We start from the raw sequence: 19,760 nt of genomic DNA, 5'->3' as shown, positions 1-19,760 counted from the left end.
CATGATCCGGAGGGCCGCGTTAGCGCAAAGTGCGCAGCGGTTTTCCGAGGAGACCATGCTCAAACGATAAGCTAAAGCGCGATGATCGCGCTTTGGTGGAAATTTCGGAGGAAGGAAAATGGCGTTGATGCGTCGGCAGTCCCTGGTCAAGTTCGATGCGCCACTGTGCGAGACCATCATCGACACGCCCAAGCCGCAAGGACGCGAGGTGCTGGTGCGCATCGAGCGCTGCGGCCTGTGCCATTCCGACCTGCACATCCAGGACGGCTATGCCGATCTCGGCGGCGGCAAGAAGCTCGATACCACGCGCGGCATGACGCTGCCCTTCACGCTCGGCCACGAGATCGCGGGCGTGGTGGAAGAGGTCGGCGGTGATGTGCCTGCCGGCCTCATCGGCGCCAAGAAGGCGGTCTTCCCCTGGATCGGCTGTGGCCAGTGCCGCGACTGCGCCAATGGCGACGAGAATCTCTGCGTCAAGCAGCGCTTCCTCGGCGTCTCCATCGACGGCGGCTTTGCCAGCCACGTGCTGGTGCCCGATGCAAAATACCTGCTCGACTACGATCCCCTGCCGGTCAACCAGGCCGCGACGTTGATGTGCTCGGGCGTCACCGCCTACGGCGCGCTCAAGCGCCTCGTCGACCGCCCGCGCCAGCGCAACCTGCTGCTGATCGGTCTCGGCGGTGTCGGCATGATGGGCCTGTCGTTCGCGCAGGCCATGTTCAAGCAGCCGATTACGGTGGCCGATCTCAGCCCTGCGGCGCGCGAGACCGCGCTGAAGAACGGCGCGGCGACCGCCTACGATCCGGCCGAGCCGGAGGTTATCCGGCGCATCCTGAAAGAGACCGACGGCGGTTTCGACGAGGTCGTCGATTTCGCCGGCAACGAGAAGTCGATGGCGTTCGCGGTCTCGGTGCTCGCACGCGGCGGCAAGGCCGTGGTCTCCGGCCTGATGGGCGGCCAGTTCACGCTGCCGATGGTGCAGTGGGTGTACAAGCGCATGACCATCGAGGGCTTCATGGTCGGCACGCTCGCCGAGGCCCACGAGCTGATGGCGCTTGCCCGCGCCGGCAAGATCAAGCCGACGCCGATGCAGGAAGAGTCGATGGCCGATGTCCAGAAGTGGATCGACTCTCTGCGCGCCGGCAGGGTCGTCGGCCGGATCGTGTTGAAGAACTGATCACGGCGACGCTGGCGTCGCGGCCGCACGCGTCCGAAGCTATTTCAAGCTGACGAACCGCGACGGCCCCGCCACCACGGCCTTTGCAAGGTCCGCGACGAGCGGCGCCGCGTCGGGCGAGGCGAGATCGGCGCCACCGGCGGCGAGCAGGCGCATGATCTCCCAATCCTGCCGCGCCAGCACGTTGCGCACGGGCGCGACGCGCTCCGCGTAGAACTGCAAGAACAGCGGCCGCGGCGCCGTATCCTTGAGCCGATGACCCAGCACCGCTGCGTTGACGTCGATCAGGCCCGCGGCAAGCGCCTTGCGCAGAAGCTCGAGCGCCTGGGCGCTGGGAGGATTGGCTCCATCGTCCCGATAACCTGCACTGGCGATGCAATCGACAAACGACCAGGCTTGCTCGGGTTGGAGTGGCTGAACCGCGGCAGCGCGCCTGTCGATATCAGCGGTCCACTGAACGAGCTCGCGGGCGAACGCATCATCCAGTTGCTGTTGTTCGGCTTCGCGCGTGGCATGCTCCACGGCCCGGACGCGGGATTCAATCATCCCGGGCGCGACACCGGACAGGGCCGTGAACCCGACCAGCACAAGCGCAAGTCCCGCACGCGGCGGAGTTAGTGCCGTCACGCGCCAGCAGAGAACGAGCACGGCGGCCGTCGAGATGGCAGCCACCGCCAGCCCTGCGAGGGTGAGACGGTCGAGCTCAACCCCCCTCTCGATCAAGAGGTTGTCGAGCCGAAAACGGATCACGTTGAACACGCTCGCGGAGGCGACGAGGAGTTGCAAGAGAAGAATGGGCATGCCGGTTTGGTCGGCGGAAACGACCAATCGGTTCAGCCGCGCTCAGTGCGCGGGGCCGCCGGCGTCCCTGAGCCTGGACAGCTCACGCGCCGTCTCCAGGATCATGTCGATCCGTTGCTGCAAGCGCTGCTGGAGATCAGGGATGTTGATCTTGTCGGTCACGCGATAGGCGTTGCCGATGCGCTCGACATAACCCTGCTTGATCATCTCCTCCAGCCGCCGGAGCACGGTGGCGCGGGGCAGCTTGAGCGCCTGCGCGACCGTGCTTGCCCGCACCGGCGCGCACATGGCGGTGCGCAGGAACAGATAGATGCCGATGGTGCGGAAAGTCGCGCTGTCGTTCTGCCTGACGAAGTCGGCGCCATAGTCGTCGTTGAGGCTGCGGATCAGGCCGATATAGAGACGGCTCAGCAACAGGCGCTCGCGCGCCATCGCGATACGGGCAGGCGGCTGAACGGTGTCGAGAAGCACGAACTCTTCGCCTGCCACCACCCAGGTGGAAAGCTCGCTGGTCTTGTTGGAATGATGCTGGGTCAGGGCCATGGTCATGATCCCTCAAACGACATCCCCCCGAAAAGCCTACTGCGCACGTGCCGATCCCGATAGGCATTTTGTGCTCAGGACTGCCGCGCTCCGAAATCGTGATCCGGCAACTTTCCCGCCGTCCTGGGACGGCTAGCCGACAGGCCCGGGAGCACATCTCGGAAGGGTCAGCCTAACCGACGTACCCGCACCAGGCTCGCTGTCCAGCCTGATGCGGCCTCCCAGGCGTTCGGTGACGACGCTGTAGACGACGAGCAATCCAAGACCCGTCGCTCCGTGGTGACGCCGCGTTGTGAAGAAAGGGTCGAAAGCCTGCAGCTTGACCTCCGGCGCCATTCCGCATCCGTCGTCGGAAACGACGAGTTCGACGTGATCGTGGCCGGCCGATCTCAGATCAACGCGAACCTGTCCTCCACGATTGCCCGGATAGGCATGGGTCATGGCATTCATGACGAGGTGATTCAGGACCTGCCCGAAGAGGCCGGGGTAGCTATCCATTTCAAGATCCGGTTCGAGCCGGAGATCGAGTGAGATGCCCTGGCGCCGCAATTCGCGATCGAGATTCGACAGCAATTGTTCCGACAACTCGGCGGCATTGAAGCGGCTCAGGGAAGACTGGCCCTGATCGAGAGCGGCCTGCTTGAAGGACTGGATCCGCTCTGCCGCGCGCGACAGATTGGCGACCAGTTGCGCGGACGCATCGCTCGTCAGGTCGAGAAATTCGCTGAGGCTCGAGCGGCGAACCTTGCCACTGGAAACTTCCGACGAGAATGCCTCGGACTTGCGCTGAAGCGTGGAGGCGATCGTCAGGCTGTTCCCGACGGGACCGTTGACCTCATGTGCAACGCCGGCAACCATCCGGCCGAGTGCCGCGAGCTTTTCAGCTTCCACCAGCGATTCCTGGGTTTCCCGCAAGCGACGCAGCGCGGTTTCGGCAGCATCCCTTGCCTCTCGCAGTTCCTGTTCGGCGCGCTTGCGTTCGGTGATCTCCTCGGCAACGACATTGACCGCGACGATCTCACCGCTGGGCGCGCGCAACGGATGCCAATACGTCATCCAGTAGCGCTCCTCGACCCGGTCGGCTCGCTGGCCGGACACCTCGATTCCGACCACCGGCTCTCCGGTTTCCATGATCGAGCGCACGATCTGAGCAACGGAATTGGCCAAGGCCGGAACACAATCCCGCACGAAGCGGCCGAGGTGGTTCTCGACGGAGATTCCGCAGATCTCGGTGAGCCGCTGGTTGATTTGCAGATAGCGACAATCCGGAGAGAGGCAGGCAAGCCCGATCGGTGCGGTGTCGTAGATCGATTTCAGGGCGGGTTGCTCCGGAAACAGCAACATCTCGGATGCGAGCGTCGACTTTTGCGCCTGTACCATGTCCGCCTCGACTTGTTTTCGTGAGTTCGGGTCGCATCCTTCTTGCTCGCGGGCCGCCCTCGCCATGCCGCCATCGTGTCAGGAAGGCACACAGCAGCCATCCGGCCTCCGCAAAATTGGCTATATTGTCCAAATCCCGCGAAAATTGGGCCAACACAACCATTGTTCGTCGGACATCCCGACCATCCAGGGATGCCAAAGCTCGGTCCGACGGTCAGAGATTCCGTTGACAGGCCGAGTCAAAGGCCAGCCGAAAACTGTTCATTTTCGCGGCGGAACCGACGCTGCGCGGGCCCGATTTAAGCCTCATCCTCTCCGGATTTGCGGCTCATTGCCACCCAACTCTTTGACGAGAAGGGAGACAGTGACGTGTTGCGTAAGGCGTAGCCGGGAGACCAGGATGGGCAACCGAACCGCGAAGTTCATATCCGCTCTGTTTGCGAGCGTACTTGCCGGCGCGCCGTTGGCGGCCGTGTCGCAGAACGCGCCGACCGGACAGAGTGCGCAGAGCGCAACAAGCGGACAGGCTGCACAAAGCGCAGCGAGCGCGGCTGACGACTGCCTTACCTCGCCCAAGGCGACCGCACCAGACGGACAGCACTGGTACTACCGCCTTGAACGCGACACCAAGCGGAAGTGCTGGTACCTGCGTGAGGAAGGCGCCAAGGTCGCCAAGAGCGCGCAATCGACCGCGCCGGTGCAGAAACCGGATACGCCCGCGCGCTCGGTGCAGGACGCGCGCGCCGAATTCACACAACAGCAGCCGGCGCCCGCCCCTGAAACAACCGGCTCGATCCCCGCCTCGGCCGCCGCGATGACGCCGCCTCCGGAAACGCCGCGCTCCGCCGTCGTGGCCGACGCTGGCGCGCAACAGCCCGCTGTTGCCGCGCGCTGGCCCGACGCGTCCAATGCCGCGCCGGCACCGGCGCCGCAGCCAGCGCCCGAAACCGTTGTGGCCGACACGCAGCCCGCCCCGAGCCCAGCTGCCTCGCCTGCCCCAGTGACGGTCGCGACCGCCAACATCCTCCCGGTTGACAAGCCGACCGGTTCGCTACCGACCCTGTTGCTCGTCATCGCCGGCGCGCTCGCGCTCGCCGGCATCACTGGCAGCGCGATCTACCGCTTCGCCAGCGTGCGCGTTAAGACGCACGAGGGCCGCCGCCGGGTCAACTGGGACAATCGGGAGCAGCGCCGGGACAACGCTCACGCGCCGTGGGCCGATGCGCCGGGAGCCTTCGCTCAACGTCCAGAGCGTCCTTCGCGCGCGGAAGCTCCGCGGCCCGTCGATTTTGGCCTGGCGCTGGCGGCTGCGGCGAACGCCCGCAGTGCAACCGAGACGCCCGCAAATCGCATCGAAGCCAAAACGATCGAGCCCGAGGACACAGCCGCTCAGCACGAAGACACCGAGTTTGAGCTCGATGATGAAGCTGTCGAGAGACAGCTCGAGGTCATCGACACGATCGTCGACGAGACCACCGACCCCGGTTTAGACAGCGTCGAGATCGATCACATCACTGCGATGCTGGAGCGCCTGCTCAGTGAGGGGCCGCGGTTGAACCAGCCTACGTCTGAAGCTGGCTCTGCAGATTTCGCACAAACCCGACGAGGCCAATCCGCCGCTCGCGCTTGAGGCGCTCGGCCTTCAGGATCGACTGCACCTCGGCGAAGGCTTCATCCACGTTGTGGTTGATAACGATGTAATCGTACTCGGCCCAGTGGCTCATCTCGTGGCTGGCCCGGCTCATCCGCTTGCGGATGACCTCGTCGGAATCCTGCGCACGCGAATGCAGCCGCTTCTCGAGATCGGCCGCCGACGGCGGCAGGATAAAGACGCGAACCACATCGACGCTCGCTTTCTGGTGCAGTTGCTGTGTGCCCTGCCAGTCGATGTCGAAAAGCACGTCCTGCCCGGCCGACAGTGCCGACTCCACCGGAGCACGCGGCGTCCCGTAGAGATTGTCAAATACGGTGGCCCATTCGAGCAGTTCGCCCTGCTCCACCATCGTCTCGAACCTGGGCTTGCCGACGAAGAAATAATCGCGCCCGTCGACCTCTCCCGGCCGCATCTGACGCGTGGTCGCCGACACTGACATCTTCAGGCCAGGCTCCCGCTCGAGCAACATCCGCGACAACGTCGTCTTGCCCGCGCCCGAGGGTGAGGACAGCACGAACATCAGTCCACGCCGCTCGACACCGTCAAATCCGTGACCGCCCGTCGTCATCGATCACTCCAGATTCTGGACCTGCTCGCGGAACTGCTCGACCACGTTCTTCATGGCGAGCCCCGTATTGGTCAGCTCGATGTCGTTCGACTTTGAGCAGCAGGTGTTGACCTCGCGGTGAAACTCCTGCGCCAGGAAATCGAGCTTGCGCCCGATCGAGCCGCCCTTGCCGATCAACTCGCGCGCCTGCGCGACATGGGACGCGATGCGGTCGAGCTCCTCGCGGATATCAGCCCTGGTCGCGATCAGGATCGCTTCCTGCATCAGGCGATCGGAATCGAAGCGATCGGAGGTGTCGAGCAGCGTCGCGATCTGCTCGGCGAGCTTCGCCTTGATCGCCTCCGGCTTGCGGCCGGGTGCGGCTTCCGCCTTCTTCGCCAGGCCTTCGATCTCGTCCACGCGCTGGGTCAGGATCTGGCCGAGCGAGGTGCCCTCGCGCTTGCGCATGTCGACGAGCTCAGCGAGCGCCCTGTCGAAGGCTTCGGCCGCAGCGGTGCGCGCCGCCTTGTCCTCGTCCTCGTTGCCTTCGGGCTCGGCGACCTCGATGACGCCCTTGATGGCCAAAAGGCCGTCGATGCTCGGCGCCACCGCGTCGACCTTGCCAGCTATCTGCGAGGCGGCCTTCAGCACGGCTGAGAGCACGTCCTCGTTGATCCGCACGGTCGCCGCGGCGTTGGTGCGCTTGACGTTGAGATTGGCGTAGACCGTGCCGCGCGACAAAACCTCGCCGGCGCGTTTCTTGGCGTGGGCCTCGAGCTCGTCAAAGCCCTGCGGCAGCCGCACGCGCAGGTCAAAGCCCTTGGCGTTGACCGATTTCAATTCCCATTCGAACGTATACGGCCCGCTTGCGCCGTGGCTTCGGGCAAAGCCGGTCATGGACGACAGCGCCATCGGGTCAACTTCTCCGGACAGATGAGATTCGCAAAGGCCATCAAGGCACGCGAATCTTAAGACTATTTTGCCGCAAAGTGGAATCCGTAACCACCGCAGGTCGGCCCTGCGGGTCCGGATCAGCCCTAGCGCTGGATAACCGGCGGCGAAGGTTGGGCGGCTCCCTGGCGGGCCGGGGCAGGATTGGCCGGGCGCGTCGCGGGCGGCTTCTTCTGCTGGGCCGGCGGCTTGGTGGTCGCGGTCGGGGCGGTGTCGGCGGGCGCGGCCGCCGCCGGCGCCTGGGCGTCATCGGCCGGCTCGACCGTGTCGTTCTGGATCTGCTTCTCCATCGCGCGCAGTTTCGCGACGTTCTTCTGGTGCGCGTCGTAGGTCTCGGTGAAGGCGTGGCCGCCGCTGCCGTCGGCGACGAAATAGAGGTCGCGGGTGCGGGCCGGATTGGCAGCGGCCTCCAGCGAGGCACGGCCGGGATTGGAGATCGGCCCCGGCGGCAGGCCGTCGATCACATAGGTGTTGTAGGGCGAGGGCTGGGTGATCTCGCTGCGCTTGATCGGGCGGCCGAGCGTGCCCTTGCCGCCGACGAGACCATAGATGATCGTCGGATCGGACTGCAGCTTGATCTTCTGCTTCAAGCGATTGACGAACACGGCCGCGACCCGGCTGCGCTCGTCGGGCTTGCCGGTCTCCTTCTCGACGATCGAGGCAAGCGTCACCAGCTGCTCCGGCGTCTTGATCGGAATGTCCTGGCTGCGGCGCTCCCAGATTTCCGCGAGCACGCGCTTGTGCGCCTGCTGCATGCGCTGGACCACCTGCTCGCGCGTGGTGCCGCGCGGGAACTTGTAGGTCTCCGGTAGCAGCGTGCCCTCACGCGGCACTTCGCGCACGCTGCCGGTGAAGATATCGTTGTCCGTCAGCCGCGCCACGATCTGCTCGGAGGTCAGGCCTTCGGGAATCGTCACCGCATGCTGCACCACCTTGCCTTCGACGATGGTGGCGATGACGTCGCGTAAGGAAGCGTTCTTCTGGAACGAATATTCGCCGGGCTTCAGGTCCGAGCTTGCCTTCAGCGCGAACACGCTGGCGATGAAGATCCAGGGATTGACGTCGGTGACGCCTTCCTTGTTCAGCGTGTCGGCGATGTCGCGCTTGCCCGCACGCGCGGGGATGTTGACGATCTTGTCTTCCTGGAGCGGCCCCGACGCCTCGAGCACCTGCCGGCCGTAATAATAGACCGCGCCGGCCCCGAGCATCGCGATCAGGAGGATGGTGATGATGGCGTTGCCGACCACCACGAAGGGATTGCGCGCGCGGTCCGACCGCTTCGGCGGCGGCGGGACCTGTTCAGGCTCCAGCGCAGCGCGCGGACTTCGGGGCGAAATGGGCGGCCTTTCACTCATCGAAAACCTGAATCCTGCCGGTTCAATCGCAGCCTGACAATCGTCTGCCCGGCTAATAGCACACGCCCGCAACTATGACTTAGGCAAAACGGTGAATTCGTCTCAAACGCAGGCTAATCGGCCAGGCGCCTGACGATCACCGATGCATTGGTACCGCCAAAACCGAAGGAATTCGACAACGCCACGTTGATCTCGCGCTTCTTCGCCGACTGCGGCACGAGATCGATCGCGGTTTCGACCGACGGGTGATCGAGGTTGATGGTCGGCGGCGCGATGTTATCGCGAATCGCGAGCATGGCGAAGATCGCCTCGATGGCGCCTGCAGCACCGAGCAGATGCCCGGTCGAGGATTTGGTCGAGGACATCGCCACCCTGGACGCCGCGTTGCCGAGCAGCCGCTCCACCGCGCCGAGCTCGATCTCGTCGCCGACCGGCGTCGAGGTGCCATGCGCGTTGATGTAGTCGAGATCGGACGGCGTCAGCCCGGCGCGCTTCAAGGCGGCCGACATGCTGCGGAAGCCGCCGTCTCCATCCGGAGATGGTGAGGTGATGTGATAGGCATCGCCCGACAGGCCGTAGCCGATCACCTCGGCATAGATCTTCGCGCCGCGGCGCCTCGCGTGCTCGATCTCTTCGAGGATCACGACGCCGGCGCCCTCGCCCATCACGAAACCGTCGCGGTCCTTGTCGTAGGGGCGCGAGGCCTTCTCGGGCGTCTCGTTGAAGCCGGTCGAAAGCGCGCGCGCCGCGTTGAAGCCGGCGATGCCGATGCGGCTGATCGGCGATTCCGCGCCGCCGGCGACCATGACGTCGGCATCGCCGAGCGCGATCAGGCGGGCGGCGTCACCGATCGCATGCGCACCGGTCGAACAGGCCGTGACCACGGAATGGTTCGGCCCCTTCAGCCCGTGCTCGATCGAGACGTAACCGGAGGTGAGATTGATCAGCCGGCCCGGAATGAAGAAGGGCGAGACCCGGCGCGGCCCGCGCTCCTTCAGCAGGATTGCAGTCTCCGCGATACCGTTGAGGCCGCCGATGCCGGAGCCGATCAGGGTGCCGGTCGCGCACTTGTCCTCTTCGCTCTCGGGGTGCCAGTTGGCATCGTTGAGCGCCTGCGTCGCCGCAGCCATGGCGAAGATGATGAAGTCGTCGACCTTGCGCTGGTCCTTCGGCTCCATCCACTGGTCGGGATTGAAAGTGCCGTTCGAACCGTCGCCGCGCGGCACGACGCAGGCGATCTTGGTTTGCAGATCGGAGACGTCGAAAGTCTCGATCTTGCGCGCCCCGCTCTCGCCGTTCAGGATACGCTGCCAGGTCGGTTCGACACCGCAGCCGAGTGGCGACACCATGCCGAGGCCCGTGACGACGACTCGTCTCATATCCCAAAACTCCGGTTCTCAAGGACTCGCGGCCGATAATAAGAAACCGGTGGACCGCAGGCGCGATCCGTCCGGTTTCGTGGTCCGACCGCGGATTTTGGAGCCTTAGCTCTTCGCGTTCTTCTCGAGAAACTTGGTCGCGTCGCCGACGGTGAGAATCGTTTCCGCAGCGTCGTCCGGGATCTCGCAACCGAACTCTTCTTCGAACGCCATCACCAGCTCGACGGTGTCCAGACTGTCGGCGCCGAGGTCATCAATGAAGCTCGCGCTGTCGATAACCTTCTCGGGCTCAACACCAAGGTGTTCGACCACGATCTTCTTAACCCGTTCGCCAATGTCACTCATTGCTTAACCTCGTGTTGTTCCCTGTAGACCCGACCCCCCGGGACGATACGAGCCGTCGTGGTCGTTTTACTGCCTTTGCGTACGAACTTGATTTGGCCCCATCCTAGCCGATGCAGGGCCCGGCGAACGACGGCCAAGGCACCGCATCGCCAATATACAGGGTTTCAAAAACCTGCAATGGCGTTCTTTGCCCATCCGTTGAAGGTCCGGTTATCATACTTCAATTGCCTTGACTACAAGCCTCAATTCGCTTCGAAAACGGCCGTTTGCCACATCCGGTCCGCCCGGCGCTCGGCCGGCCGGATTACGTTCAGATCATGGCCATGCCGCCATTGACGTGGATGGTCTGGCCGGTGACGTAGCCCGCTTCGGTCGAAGAGAGATAGACCGCAGCTGCAGCAATATCCTCCGGCGTTCCCAGCCGGGCGGCCGGAACCTTGGTCAGAATCGTCTCGCGCTGCTTGTCGTTGAGCGCATCCGTCATCGGCGTCTTGATGAAGCCGGGCGCGATGCAGTTCGCGGTCACGCCACGCTTGGCATATTCGGCGCCGAGCGTCTTGATCATGCCGATCAGACCCGCTTTCGACGCGGTGTAATTGCCCTGCCCGGGATTGCCGGTGACGCCGACCACCGAGGTGATCGCGATGATGCGGCCGAAGCGCTTGCGCATCATCAGCTTGGTCGCGGCGCGCGCGAGACGGAAAGTCGCGGTGAGGTTGACGTTGATGACCTCCTCCCAGTCCTCGTCGCGAAGCTGCACGAAGAGATTGTCGCGCGTGATGCCGGCATTGGCGACGAGGATATCGACCTGCCCCATCGCAGCTTCCGCCGCGGGCACCAGCGCCTCGACCTCGTCGGCCTTGGAGAGATTGCAGGGCAGCACGTGCACGCGCTCGCCGAGCTTGCCTGCCAACTCGTCCAGCACCTCTTTCCGTGTCCCCGAAATCGCGACCGTGGCGCCCTGCGCGTGCAGCGCCAGCGCGATCGCGCCGCCGATGCCGCCGGTCGCGCCGGTGACGAGCGCCTTCCTGCCAGTCAGATCGAACATGAAAAGCTCCTCACCCCTGCTTCGCGGCAGCCAAGGCATCCTTCAAGGCATCCTTGGCAGCGGTAATATCGTTCGGCCCGCCGACGGCGACGCCAACGGCACCGTCGGCAATGCGCTTGACGAGACCGGTCAGCACCTTGCCCGCGCCGATCTCGAAGAAACGCGTCACGCCCTGGCCGGCCATATAGGTCACCGACTCGCGCCAGCGCACCGTGCCCGTGACCTGCTCGACCAGGCGGCGGCGGATCTCGTCGGGATCGGTGATGGCGCTCGCCAGCACGTTGGACACCAGCGGCGCTGCGGGCGCCTTGATCGTGACCTTGGAGAGCGCCTCGGCCATCGCGTCGGCGGCCGGCTGCATCAGTTTGCAATGGAACGGCGCGGACACCGGCAACAGCATCGCGCGCTTGGCGCCCTTGCCCTTGGCGATCTCGACCGCGCGATCGACCGCCGCCTTGTCGCCGGAGACCACCACCTGACCGCCGCCATTGTCGTTGGCGGCCTGGCAAACCTGGCCCTGTGCCGCCTCATTGGCGACCTCGATCGCCGCCTCGTAGTCGAGGCCGAGCAGCGCGGCCATCGCGCCGGCGCCGACCGGGACGGCCTTTTGCATTGCGAGACCGCGGGTGCGCAGCAGCCGCGCGGTATCGGAAATCGTCAGGCTCCCGGCCGCGGCCAGCGCCGAATATTCACCGAGCGAGTGCCCCGCGACGAAGGCCGCATCCCGCCCCACGGAAAATCCGGCCTCGGCCTCCAGCACGCGCAGGGTGGCGAGCGAGACCGCCATCAGCGCCGGCTGGGCGTTTTCGGTGAGCTGGAGGGTCTCCGCCGGGCCGTCCCAGATGGTCGCCGTAAGCTTTTCCCCAAGCGCGGCATCGACCTCGTCGAACACGGCGCGGGCCGCAGGAAAGGCGTCGGCCAGGGCCTTGCCCATGCCGACCGCCTGGGACCCCTGCCCCGGAAATGTGAATGCTGCCGTCATCGGCGCTCCCTGGCTTGCTGAGCCTCGTCAGGATCGGGCGGCCAATCTACGCCGGGCGCGGGCCGTTGTTCCCGATCATGCTCCAAAGGGGGCCGTAGACACTGACCGGGGCCGCAATGTCAAGTCGCGAGGGGCCGTTTGGCCGGCAGCCAGTTGGGGACACCGCACCCTGGAGGCCCAGCCGACCAAGCCTCGCCCGCGCCGGCTGCAGGCCCGACGCTGGCAAAACGTTTACGCTGTCCGGAACTTCGCCACCGCGTTTAAGCGGCCCTCAATACCGCCGGCCTAGGTTGCCGCCATGGCACCTCAGGTCCCCCAGATTTCGACGGCTTTGCCCGCCGCCGCGCAACCGCATCGGCCCTGGCAAGGCTTTGTCGCCTGGTTGCTCAGCAGTCCTAGCCGGCAGCCCGACGACATCCACAGCGAGTTGCTTCAGCAGAGAACGAACAAGACCAGGACGCTCGTCGTGGCCGTGCTGGCGTCCCTCTTGATCGCATCGCTCTCCGCTGCGCTGACCGGCGCGATATGGGCCTATGCCTGGGTGGCAGCGGAAGTCGTCCTCGGCTCCACACGGCTCTATCTGATGATGAAGGCCGTCACGCGGGCGAGTTCGGACCCGTCCTCTGCGAACGGCACACCTATCTGGGCCGGACTGACGGCCACCGTCCTGATTTCCGCCGGCTGTTATCAATGTGTCGCTTCGGGCATGTGGCTGCTGATCCTGATGGCAGGCATCGGGCTTGCAAACTTGGTCGGTGGAATTGCCTCACGCAACGCCGGGACCCCGCGTTACGGAATTCTGATGATTTGCATCCTGACGCTGCCCTTCGCGCTCGCCACGATCCTGTCGCCAATCCCGTTTCTGTTCGTCATCGGCGTGCAGACGCCGGTCTACACCGCAGGAATGATCTTCCTGCTGCTGGAAAATCACAAGATCCTGCTCGAGCTCCATCACTCCGAGCGCAACAATCGCCTGATGGCCCATCACGACCTGCTCACCGGTCTGCCCAACCGCGCCTTCAATTTGAAGCTCTTCGCCGAGCTGCTCGACGGCCCGTGGCCGGAGGCAACGTCACAAGCCTCGAAGCTCACCGTGTTCTGTGTCGATCTCGACGGCTTCAAGGGCGTCAACGACAGGTTCGGGCATGCTGCCGGCGATGCTGTCCTCGTCGCAGTGGCCAAGCGCCTGCGTGCCAGCGTGCGCGACGTCGATTTCGTGTGCCGCCTCGGGGGCGACGAATTCGTCGTGCTGCTGCCCCACATCACCGACGGCGAAGCAGCTCTCGTCGCGCAGCGGATCATCTCGCGCGTCTCGGAGCCGTTCGAGTTCGCACCAGCCGCCCGCGTCGGAGCCAGCATCGGTCTCGCATCGGCGCCACGCGACGGCGTGACCGCCGATGAACTGCTGAGCGCGGCCGACCGTGCGATGTACGAGGCCAAGCGCCGCGGCAAGGGCGGCTTCGTGATTCACGCGTCCGGCATCGAAGAGATCACCGAAGTGGTGCCGCTCGTCCCTGCGGCGCGAGCTCCGGCGCTCGCCTGCTAGAAACCGCCAGCCTGTTGGTTGGCGTCGACTTTGACCCCGGCCCTCGCGCGCCGCGCGCTGTTCACGAGCTGCCCGGGGCGATCCTCTTGATCAGGCTTGGCGGTGGCGAGCCGCAGCACGGCAAGATAGCTCGGCTGCACCTCCATGCGGCCGGCATGCCGGCTTTCGCAGAGCAGGCGATGTACCTTCGGCAAATTGTAGCAGGGCACATAGAAGAGCAGATGATGCTCGAGGTGGTAGTTCACGTAGTAGGGCGCGATGAACAGCCGCTCGAGAAAATTGGCATGCGTGGTGCGGGTGTTGCGCAAGGGATCGCTGCTGTCGGGCACGACGGCATGCTCCGCGATGTTGCGGATGCGGGTGATCACCATCATCCAGGTCAGGAGCGGCACCAGCCATAGCAACGGATAGGCCCACCACACGCCGGCGGCCGCGAGCACCGCAAACAGAAGCGCATTCGTGAGGCATTGCGGCCCGAGCTGCTCCCAGAAATGCGCGGCGCGCTGCGACCACGGCCAATCCTTCGGGCCGAGCGCACTGAACAGTTGTGCCTTACGCTGCTGGTAGCCGGTCTGTCCGGTGAGATCACGGATAAACTTGCGGCGGTAGCTCAGCTTGGTGATCGGGAACGGCGCCGACAGCACGAGATCGGGATCGTCCTCCTGCTGGGTGCGCGCGTGGTGCTGCAAATGATAGCGGCGATAGCTGCGCGTCTCCGCAAACAGCGGATAGGCGCAGAACCATTGGCTGAGCGCCAGATTGGTCTTTTCATCCGGCGACAGACAGCCATGCGCGCCGTCATGCATGAGGATCGCGAGGCCCAGCTGGCGTGAGCCGATGATCGCGACCGCGAGAATATAGGTCAGCGGATTGGGCCACCACGCCACCAGCGCGATCGCAGCCGCGATCAGCGCCCAGGCGTGCACGATCAGTGCTGCGCCCTTCCAGGTGACGCGCTCACGCACATCGACGAGTTGGTCCTCGGTCAGGAAATCGCGGGCACGCATGCGAAGCGCGGTCATGGCCTAGCTCTCCCCGTCCGATGGTGTTGATGCGTCGCGATGGTCGACGAGCCGCAGGCGCGACGTATCGCTCGCCGATTTCGCCTGCTCGCCGAGCACGCGCAGCATCTCCGCGCACAGCTCATCCGCCGAGCGGCCCATCGCGTAGCCTTCCACGATGACGCCGATCGCCACCGCCCAGAACCTGCGCGAGCTCTCGTCGGGCGCGCGCAACGTCCGCCAGCCGTGGCGCTCGACCTGGGCAGCGTAGGCGCGCGCACCCTCGGCATGCAGGCGCTCGATGGTGCGCTCGACCAGCGGCGCGAGATCCTGTCGCCGCCGCGTCAGCGTCAGCGCTTCGACGAAGAAGGCCACCGAATCGGTCGCCGTCACCGTCTGCGTCAGCGCGTGCGTGTAGGCCTGCGGCGTGTGCGCCTTCAACGCCGCCTGCTCGGTGGCGCGCGCCAGATACAGCAGGTCGCGGCAGGCGCATTCGACGAACAGCGCCTCCTTGGTGCGGAAGTAATAAGTGATCTGGCTCGGGAATGCGTTCGCGGCGGTCGCGATGTCGGAAATCGATGTCCCGGACAGCCCCTGCTCCTTGAACAAAGGACTGGCCGCATCGAGCAGCAGCGAGCGCATCTTGCGGCCCGCCGAGCGGGTGGCCCGGGCAGCATGCTTGGGGTCGCCCGCCGGCGCATCCACCGGACCTCTGACAGATTTGGCCATCGGCTCCTCCCGTCATTTATTTGTATGACATACAAACAAATAAATCAAGGCAGAGGAGCGTGCAGCTTTGGATTGCTCTGGAATCGAAAGGGGCCGCTCAGGAGCGGCCCCTTGCCGGTAAAAATGGTTTCGAGATGAAATTCAGCCCCGGCAAGAAAAAGCCTACAACTTTCTGTAACTTCAGGGGATTCCGTACGAGTCCGGTGTTCCCCTGCCGGAACCCGCCATGTGCCCTCCGTCTGCGCGCATTCCCGAAACCTGCTCCCCGAACCTTGCCAAGGCCGCCAAAATCCGTATAAAGCGCGCCATCCGCAGACCCCGGCCGGGAGCTGAACGGACGGTCTCAGCAAATTCACACCCTTCATTTTGATGTGGTGATTTTGATGTGGCAGGGCCAGTCGGCCCGTCGTCCCGTGTTTCCGCCTTCTGAGCTTAAGTCCGAGTCCTTTCCGAAGGCCTCGAAGGGCTTGACGCCGGGTGAAGCGCCAACATGAGGAAAGGACTTCCATGCCTCTTTACGAGCATGTCTTTCTCGCGCGTCAGGACGCGAGCCCGCAGCAGGTTGAAGAGTTGACGACCCAGATGACCGGTATCGTCGAGGGTCTCGGCGGCAAGGTCACCAAGACCGAGAACTGGGGCGTGCGCTCCCTCACCTACCGCATGAACAAGAATCGCAAGGCGCACTTCGTGCTGCTCAACATCGACGCGCCGTCCGCGGCGATCGCCGAGATCGAGCGCCAGGAGCGCATCAGCGAAGACGTGATCCGCTATCTCAGCGTCCGCGTCGAGGAGCTGGAGGAAGGTCCCTCCGCGATGATGCGCAAGGCCGACCGTGACCGCGAGCGCGATGACCGCGGCGGTGGATTCCGCGGCGAGCGTGAAGGCGGCTTCCGCGGCGACCGCGAAGGCGGTTTCCGTGGTGGCGACCGCGAAGGCGGCTTCCGCGGTGACCGCGGCCCGCGTCGCCCGCGCGACGAAGCTGAAACCACCACGACGGATGCGGAGTAAGATCAATGGCTGAAGCTGGTGCACGCCGTCCGTTTTTCCGTCGCCGCAAGAGCTGCCCGTTCACGGGCACCAATGCGCCGAAGATCGACTACAAGGACTCCAAGCTGTTGATGCGTTACGTCTCCGAGCGCGGCAAGATCGTGCCGAGCCGCATCACCGCCGTGTCCGCCAAGAAGCAGCGTGAGCTCGCCCGCGCCATCAAGCGCGCGCGGTTCCTCGGCCTCTTGCCCTACGTGATCCGCTAAGACGAATTTCGACTGGCGGCGACACGCCGCCGGTCGCTTCTTTTTCTTCTCATAAGGCTTCCGGGTCGTCCGGTTGCCGATGGTTGGGGCGAAACGCCTCTAACCGCTCGAAGGGAGCGGGACAGCTGATGATGGCACTTGCACTCATTGCCCTGATCGCCGGCGCTGCGTCGGCGCTGATGTTCGCCTCGATCGTCTCGCGCGCGCTGATCTCGCTCGTCCTGTTCTACCTCTCGCCCCTGCCGCTGATGGTCGCCGCGATCGGCTGGGGGCCGCTACATGCGAGCCTCGGCGGCATCGCCGCTGCGATCGGCCTCGGCGCCATTTTCGGCCTGCCCTACTGCCTCGCCTTCGCCGTCACGGTCGCGCTGCCGGCCTGGTGGCTCGGCCATCTCGTGCTGCTCGGCCGCCATACTACGCCCGCCGTGATCACCGCGGGCACAGAGTTGCCGGCCGAACCCGAGATCGAATGGTTTCCGGTCGGGCGAATCCTGCTCTGGATCGCCGGCTTTGCCGCGCTGATCACGATCGCGGCGCTGCTCACGCTCGGCAGCGACGCCGAAGGCATCACGACCTCGCTGCGCCGCGGCTTGATGCGCATCCTCCGCTCGGCCGATCCGCAGGTCTCCGGCGATGCCGACCAATTCATCGATGCGCTGGTGACCGTCGCACCGGCCGTCGCCACCATCGTTTCGATGATGACGCTCACCCTCAACCTCTGGCTCTCGGCCAAGGTGACGGCGACGTCGGGACGGCTACGCCGTCCCTGGCCCGCGCTGATGACCGCCGAGCTGCCGTCGGTGACGCTCGCGGTGCTGTGTATCGCCATCGCCTTCTGCTTCGCCGGCGGGCTGATGGCGATCGCCGCGCAGATCATCACGGCGGCACTGATGATGGCCTATGCGGTGACCGGCTTCGCCGTGCTGCATACGCTGACGCTTGCGCTGAAGAGCCGCGCGTTCTGGCTCGGCTCGACCTACGCCGTCGTCGTCGTGCTCGGATGGCCCGTGATCGCGATGATCGCGCTGGGGCTTGCCGATGCCGTCTTCGGTTTCCGCGAGCGCTTCCTGCGCAACCGGCCACCGCCACTGCCAACCCCTTAAGTCCAACTCAAATCCCAACTCACAGCACTTCAAAAGGAGAACGATTATGGAAGTCATTTTGCTGGAACGCGTCGCCAAGCTCGGCCAGATGGGCGAAGTCGTGAAGGTTCGCGACGGCTATGCCCGCAATTTCCTGCTCAAGCGCGGCAAGGCGCTGCGCGCCACCGCCGACAACCGCGCCAAGTATGACGGCATGAAGGCCGAGCTCGAGGTGCGCAACCTCCAGGCCAAGGGCGAGGCGTCCAAGGTCGCCGAGAAGATCGCGGGCAGAAACATCGTCGTGATCCGTCAGGCTTCGGAGGCCGGCCAGCTGTTCGGGTCGGTCACCGTGCGCGACGTCGTCATGGCGTTCGAGGCCGATGGCGTTTCGCTCGCCCGTCCGCAGGTGCAGCTCGACGCGCCGATCAAGACCATCGGCAAGCACACCATCACGATCGCCGTCCACCCGGAGGTCGAGATCGAGGTCACCGTGACGGTTGCGCGCAGCCAGGAAGAAGCCGAGCGCATCAACCGCGGCGAGGACATCTCGACCCGCAACGAGGACCGCGACGCCGCCGCCGAGGCGATCGCCGCCGCCGGCGAGTTCTTCGATCCGGAAGCCCAGCACGACGACGTGCAGCCGGCTCCGGCTGTGGAAGAAACCGAGAAGTAAGCCCGCGCTCACGCGCCAAACGGAGGCCCGGCCGCCTATGCGGCCGGGCTTTTCGTTTTGGCCGCGACGTCCTCGCTCAGCATCGCGACGACGCGGAGGCCGCGATGAGCAGCCTCCGGTGCAGTGACGAAATGAACGTCTCTCTAGCGGGAGATCGGCGGGGTCGGCGAGCCGGACGGCTCGGCCGGAGCCGGCGGGGCGGTCGCGGTCGCAGCCGGCGGCGCGTCCTGGGGCTTGGCCGCCGCTGGTGCAGAGGCGCCGCTGCCGTTTGAAGAGGCATCGGCGGGCTTCGCCGCGGTGTCGGCCGGCTTCTGCTCAGGCGCAGCCTCGGCCGGTTTCGCAGAGGCCGGCGGAGCCGGCGTCACCTGCGGCACCGGATCGGACCGCAGCGCGGGGCTCTGGCTGGTCGAAGGCTCGACCTTGGCGCTCTCGGGCTTATCGGCCGGCTTCTCCGCCGGCTTATCCTTTGCGCTGTCGGGCTTGGTATCGGTATCGATCTTGGCGCTGTCGTTCTTTGTATCGTTCTTGGGCTCGCTCTTCTTGTCCTCGGCTGCGGCAGGCATCTCCTTGGGCGTTTCGCCCTTGGGCGCATCAGCCTTCGGAGCTTCCTCGGGCTCGGGCTTGCCGCGCTTGCTCAGACGCTGCTTGGACTTGCGGCCCTCGGGGCTGCGGTCACTGGTCGCCTGGCCATCGGGCTTGGCACCGTCCTTCGCACCCTCTTCGCTCGGCCGCGCCATCCGCCTCGAACCCGCGCGGCCGGTCTCGGACGCCGGAGCGCTTTCACCGTCAGGCTTCGCCGCGTCCTGACGCTGACGCCGGCTGGGATGCTCGGGCTGTTGCGTGGCGCTGGAATTGGCCTCCTTCTCCTTGTCCTTCTCCTTGGCGCCGTCCTTCTTGTCCTTGCCGTCCTTGGCCTGATAGCGCGCGTCGGTCGCTCCGTTGGAGACGAGGTAGGAGGAGAGCACGCCCGCCATGTCGGAGCTCGTGGTGTAGTGCTGGCGCAAAAAGCCCGGCAGCGAGCCCGGCGGCACCGACTTGAGCAGCCCACGAGGCGACTTGTGGCAGGCATTGCAGGTCTGGGCGAAGATCTGGGACGGGCTCTTGCCGGCCTCGAGGTTCGTCGCCTGCGCAAACGCCGCCTCTGGAGCGCCAAGGCCAATCAGAAGCAACACCGTCGCGAGGCTGAGCGCACGGCTCGACATCCCGTCATCTCCATTGAAACTGCCGGCCGGCGCGCGTCAGGCGGCGCCGGCGGCGGGTCACCTTTTATCCGATTGCGCTGCAATTGGAAGCGCGCTCATGACGCAAGGATGT

20 protein-coding genes are annotated in these 19,760 nt (G+C 65.2%); 7 read left to right on the top strand and 13 right to left on the bottom strand.

The window, feature by feature from the left end:
• Positions 1-118: 118 nt before the first annotated feature.
• On the top strand, positions 119-1,177 hold the full coding sequence (locus QQL28_RS27115) for an alcohol dehydrogenase (protein ID WP_284270373.1): 1,059 nt from the start codon (positions 119-121) through the stop codon (positions 1,175-1,177).
• A gap of 39 nt (positions 1,178-1,216) precedes the next feature.
• On the opposite strand, the gene QQL28_RS27110 is transcribed toward QQL28_RS27115, so the two are convergent.
• The 3 genes from QQL28_RS27110 to QQL28_RS27100 all read right to left on the bottom strand — a co-directional run bounded on the left by QQL28_RS27110 (position 1,217) and on the right by QQL28_RS27100 (position 3,967).
• Positions 1,217-1,978 carry a hypothetical protein gene (locus QQL28_RS27110; protein WP_284270372.1) on the bottom strand — a complete coding sequence of 254 codons (762 nt, stop codon included), beginning with the start codon at positions 1,976-1,978 and terminating at the stop codon, positions 1,217-1,219.
• A gap of 42 nt (positions 1,979-2,020) precedes the next feature.
• Positions 2,021-2,527 carry a helix-turn-helix domain-containing protein gene (locus tag QQL28_RS27105; RefSeq protein WP_284270371.1) on the bottom strand — a complete coding sequence of 169 codons (507 nt, stop codon included), beginning with the start codon at positions 2,525-2,527 and terminating at the stop codon, positions 2,021-2,023.
• A gap of 126 nt (positions 2,528-2,653) precedes the next feature.
• Entirely contained in the window at positions 2,654-3,967 is a 1,314-nt protein-coding gene (locus QQL28_RS27100) for an ATP-binding protein (RefSeq protein WP_284270370.1), read from the bottom strand.
• A 406-nt stretch (positions 3,968-4,373) separates the two neighbouring features.
• Here QQL28_RS27100 and QQL28_RS27095 point away from each other — a divergent pair, with 406 nt between their 5' ends.
• Positions 4,374-5,531 (top strand): hypothetical protein, encoded by a 1,158-nt coding sequence (locus QQL28_RS27095; protein ID WP_348522525.1) that lies wholly within the window; start codon positions 4,374-4,376, stop codon positions 5,529-5,531.
• On the opposite strand, the gene gmk is transcribed toward QQL28_RS27095, so the two are convergent.
• The 7 genes from gmk to fabD form a co-directional block, all read right to left on the bottom strand.
• Positions 5,464-6,123 carry a guanylate kinase gene (gene gmk, locus QQL28_RS27090; RefSeq protein ID WP_284270366.1) on the bottom strand — a complete coding sequence of 220 codons (660 nt, stop codon included), beginning with the start codon at positions 6,121-6,123 and terminating at the stop codon, positions 5,464-5,466. The genes QQL28_RS27095 and gmk overlap by 68 nt on opposite strands.
• Before the next feature lie 3 nt (positions 6,124-6,126).
• Positions 6,127-7,014 (bottom strand): YicC/YloC family endoribonuclease, encoded by an 888-nt coding sequence (locus QQL28_RS27085; RefSeq protein ID WP_284270365.1) that lies wholly within the window; start codon positions 7,012-7,014, stop codon positions 6,127-6,129.
• 125 nt (positions 7,015-7,139) lie between these two features.
• The gene (gene mltG, locus QQL28_RS27080) at positions 7,140-8,408 is read right to left on the bottom strand and encodes an endolytic transglycosylase MltG (RefSeq protein WP_284270364.1); all 1,269 of its coding nucleotides are present in this window, start codon (positions 8,406-8,408) and stop codon (positions 7,140-7,142) included.
• 113 nt (positions 8,409-8,521) lie between these two features.
• Positions 8,522-9,787, bottom strand: coding sequence for a beta-ketoacyl-ACP synthase II (gene fabF, locus QQL28_RS27075; protein ID WP_284270363.1), 1,266 nt, complete (start codon positions 9,785-9,787; stop codon positions 8,522-8,524).
• Between the two features lie 105 nt (positions 9,788-9,892).
• Positions 9,893-10,132, bottom strand: coding sequence for an acyl carrier protein (locus QQL28_RS27070; RefSeq protein WP_027522576.1), 240 nt, complete (start codon positions 10,130-10,132; stop codon positions 9,893-9,895).
• Between the two features lie 310 nt (positions 10,133-10,442).
• On the bottom strand, positions 10,443-11,180 hold the full coding sequence (gene fabG / locus QQL28_RS27065; RefSeq protein ID WP_284270362.1) for a 3-oxoacyl-[acyl-carrier-protein] reductase: 738 nt from the start codon (positions 11,178-11,180) through the stop codon (positions 10,443-10,445).
• Between the two features lie 10 nt (positions 11,181-11,190).
• Positions 11,191-12,162 carry an ACP S-malonyltransferase gene (gene fabD, locus QQL28_RS27060; RefSeq protein WP_284270361.1) on the bottom strand — a complete coding sequence of 324 codons (972 nt, stop codon included), beginning with the start codon at positions 12,160-12,162 and terminating at the stop codon, positions 11,191-11,193.
• A gap of 298 nt (positions 12,163-12,460) precedes the next feature.
• Here fabD and QQL28_RS27055 point away from each other — a divergent pair, with 298 nt between their 5' ends.
• The gene (locus QQL28_RS27055; protein ID WP_284270360.1) at positions 12,461-13,708 is read left to right on the top strand and encodes a GGDEF domain-containing protein; all 1,248 of its coding nucleotides are present in this window, start codon (positions 12,461-12,463) and stop codon (positions 13,706-13,708) included.
• Here QQL28_RS27055 and QQL28_RS27050 read toward each other — a convergent pair.
• Positions 13,705-14,730 carry a fatty acid desaturase family protein gene (locus QQL28_RS27050; RefSeq protein WP_284270359.1) on the bottom strand — a complete coding sequence of 342 codons (1,026 nt, stop codon included), beginning with the start codon at positions 14,728-14,730 and terminating at the stop codon, positions 13,705-13,707. The genes QQL28_RS27055 and QQL28_RS27050 overlap by 4 nt on opposite strands.
• Before the next feature lie 3 nt (positions 14,731-14,733).
• Positions 14,734-15,438, bottom strand: coding sequence for a TetR/AcrR family transcriptional regulator C-terminal domain-containing protein (locus tag QQL28_RS27045; RefSeq protein ID WP_284270358.1), 705 nt, complete (start codon positions 15,436-15,438; stop codon positions 14,734-14,736).
• Between the two features lie 507 nt (positions 15,439-15,945).
• Here QQL28_RS27045 and rpsF point away from each other — a divergent pair.
• From rpsF to rplI, 4 genes are all read left to right on the top strand, one after another.
• A complete protein-coding gene (gene rpsF, locus QQL28_RS27040; RefSeq protein ID WP_284270357.1) occupies positions 15,946-16,446 on the top strand; it encodes a 30S ribosomal protein S6 in 501 nt (166 codons plus the stop codon).
• Between the two features lie 5 nt (positions 16,447-16,451).
• Complete coding sequence (gene rpsR, locus QQL28_RS27035) at positions 16,452-16,691, top strand: 30S ribosomal protein S18 (RefSeq protein ID WP_212371059.1); 240 nt, start codon at positions 16,452-16,454, stop codon at positions 16,689-16,691.
• Between the two features lie 128 nt (positions 16,692-16,819).
• Positions 16,820-17,794 carry a DUF2232 domain-containing protein gene (locus QQL28_RS27030; protein ID WP_284270356.1) on the top strand — a complete coding sequence of 325 codons (975 nt, stop codon included), beginning with the start codon at positions 16,820-16,822 and terminating at the stop codon, positions 17,792-17,794.
• 46 nt (positions 17,795-17,840) lie between these two features.
• Positions 17,841-18,446 carry a 50S ribosomal protein L9 gene (gene rplI / locus QQL28_RS27025; RefSeq protein ID WP_284270355.1) on the top strand — a complete coding sequence of 202 codons (606 nt, stop codon included), beginning with the start codon at positions 17,841-17,843 and terminating at the stop codon, positions 18,444-18,446.
• 143 nt (positions 18,447-18,589) lie between these two features.
• On the opposite strand, the gene QQL28_RS27020 is transcribed toward rplI, so the two are convergent.
• Positions 18,590-19,648 (bottom strand): hypothetical protein, encoded by a 1,059-nt coding sequence (locus tag QQL28_RS27020; protein WP_284270354.1) that lies wholly within the window; start codon positions 19,646-19,648, stop codon positions 18,590-18,592.
• Positions 19,649-19,760 lie beyond the last annotated feature (112 nt).

The organism is Bradyrhizobium iriomotense, assembly GCF_030160715.1.
Taxonomy (GTDB): Bacteria; Pseudomonadota; Alphaproteobacteria; order Rhizobiales; family Xanthobacteraceae; genus Bradyrhizobium; species Bradyrhizobium iriomotense.
The sequence above is the reverse complement of the archived record's forward strand: the minus strand, read 5'-3'. Positions and strand labels throughout refer to the sequence as shown.

What these genes read in the sequence shown, in the direction of transcription:
- QQL28_RS27115 (WP_284270373.1), top strand. Translation starts at nt 119, where the DNA reads ATGGCGTTGATGCGTCGGCAGTCCCTGGTCAAGTTCGATGCGCCACTG.
- QQL28_RS27110 (WP_284270372.1), bottom strand. Translation starts at nt 1,978, where the DNA reads ATGCCCATTCTTCTCTTGCAACTCCTCGTCGCCTCCGCGAGCGTGTTC.
- QQL28_RS27105 (WP_284270371.1), bottom strand. Translation starts at nt 2,527, where the DNA reads ATGACCATGGCCCTGACCCAGCATCATTCCAACAAGACCAGCGAGCTT.
- QQL28_RS27100 (WP_284270370.1), bottom strand. Translation starts at nt 3,967, where the DNA reads ATGGCGAGGGCGGCCCGCGAGCAAGAAGGATGCGACCCGAACTCACGA.
- gmk (WP_284270366.1), bottom strand. Translation starts at nt 6,123, where the DNA reads ATGACGACGGGCGGTCACGGATTTGACGGTGTCGAGCGGCGTGGACTG.
- QQL28_RS27085 (WP_284270365.1), bottom strand. Translation starts at nt 7,014, where the DNA reads ATGGCGCTGTCGTCCATGACCGGCTTTGCCCGAAGCCACGGCGCAAGC.
- mltG (WP_284270364.1), bottom strand. Translation starts at nt 8,408, where the DNA reads ATGAGTGAAAGGCCGCCCATTTCGCCCCGAAGTCCGCGCGCTGCGCTG.
- fabF (WP_284270363.1), bottom strand. Translation starts at nt 9,787, where the DNA reads ATGAGACGAGTCGTCGTCACGGGCCTCGGCATGGTGTCGCCACTCGGC.
- QQL28_RS27070 (WP_027522576.1), bottom strand. Translation starts at nt 10,132, where the DNA reads ATGAGTGACATTGGCGAACGGGTTAAGAAGATCGTGGTCGAACACCTT.
- fabG (WP_284270362.1), bottom strand. Translation starts at nt 11,180, where the DNA reads ATGTTCGATCTGACTGGCAGGAAGGCGCTCGTCACCGGCGCGACCGGC.
- fabD (WP_284270361.1), bottom strand. Translation starts at nt 12,162, where the DNA reads ATGACGGCAGCATTCACATTTCCGGGGCAGGGGTCCCAGGCGGTCGGC.
- QQL28_RS27055 (WP_284270360.1), top strand. Translation starts at nt 12,461, where the DNA reads ATGGCACCTCAGGTCCCCCAGATTTCGACGGCTTTGCCCGCCGCCGCG.
- QQL28_RS27050 (WP_284270359.1), bottom strand. Translation starts at nt 14,730, where the DNA reads ATGACCGCGCTTCGCATGCGTGCCCGCGATTTCCTGACCGAGGACCAA.
- QQL28_RS27045 (WP_284270358.1), bottom strand. Translation starts at nt 15,438, where the DNA reads ATGGCCAAATCTGTCAGAGGTCCGGTGGATGCGCCGGCGGGCGACCCC.
- rpsF (WP_284270357.1), top strand. Translation starts at nt 15,946, where the DNA reads ATGCCTCTTTACGAGCATGTCTTTCTCGCGCGTCAGGACGCGAGCCCG.
- rpsR (WP_212371059.1), top strand. Translation starts at nt 16,452, where the DNA reads ATGGCTGAAGCTGGTGCACGCCGTCCGTTTTTCCGTCGCCGCAAGAGC.
- QQL28_RS27030 (WP_284270356.1), top strand. Translation starts at nt 16,820, where the DNA reads ATGATGGCACTTGCACTCATTGCCCTGATCGCCGGCGCTGCGTCGGCG.
- rplI (WP_284270355.1), top strand. Translation starts at nt 17,841, where the DNA reads ATGGAAGTCATTTTGCTGGAACGCGTCGCCAAGCTCGGCCAGATGGGC.
- QQL28_RS27020 (WP_284270354.1), bottom strand. Translation starts at nt 19,648, where the DNA reads ATGTCGAGCCGTGCGCTCAGCCTCGCGACGGTGTTGCTTCTGATTGGC.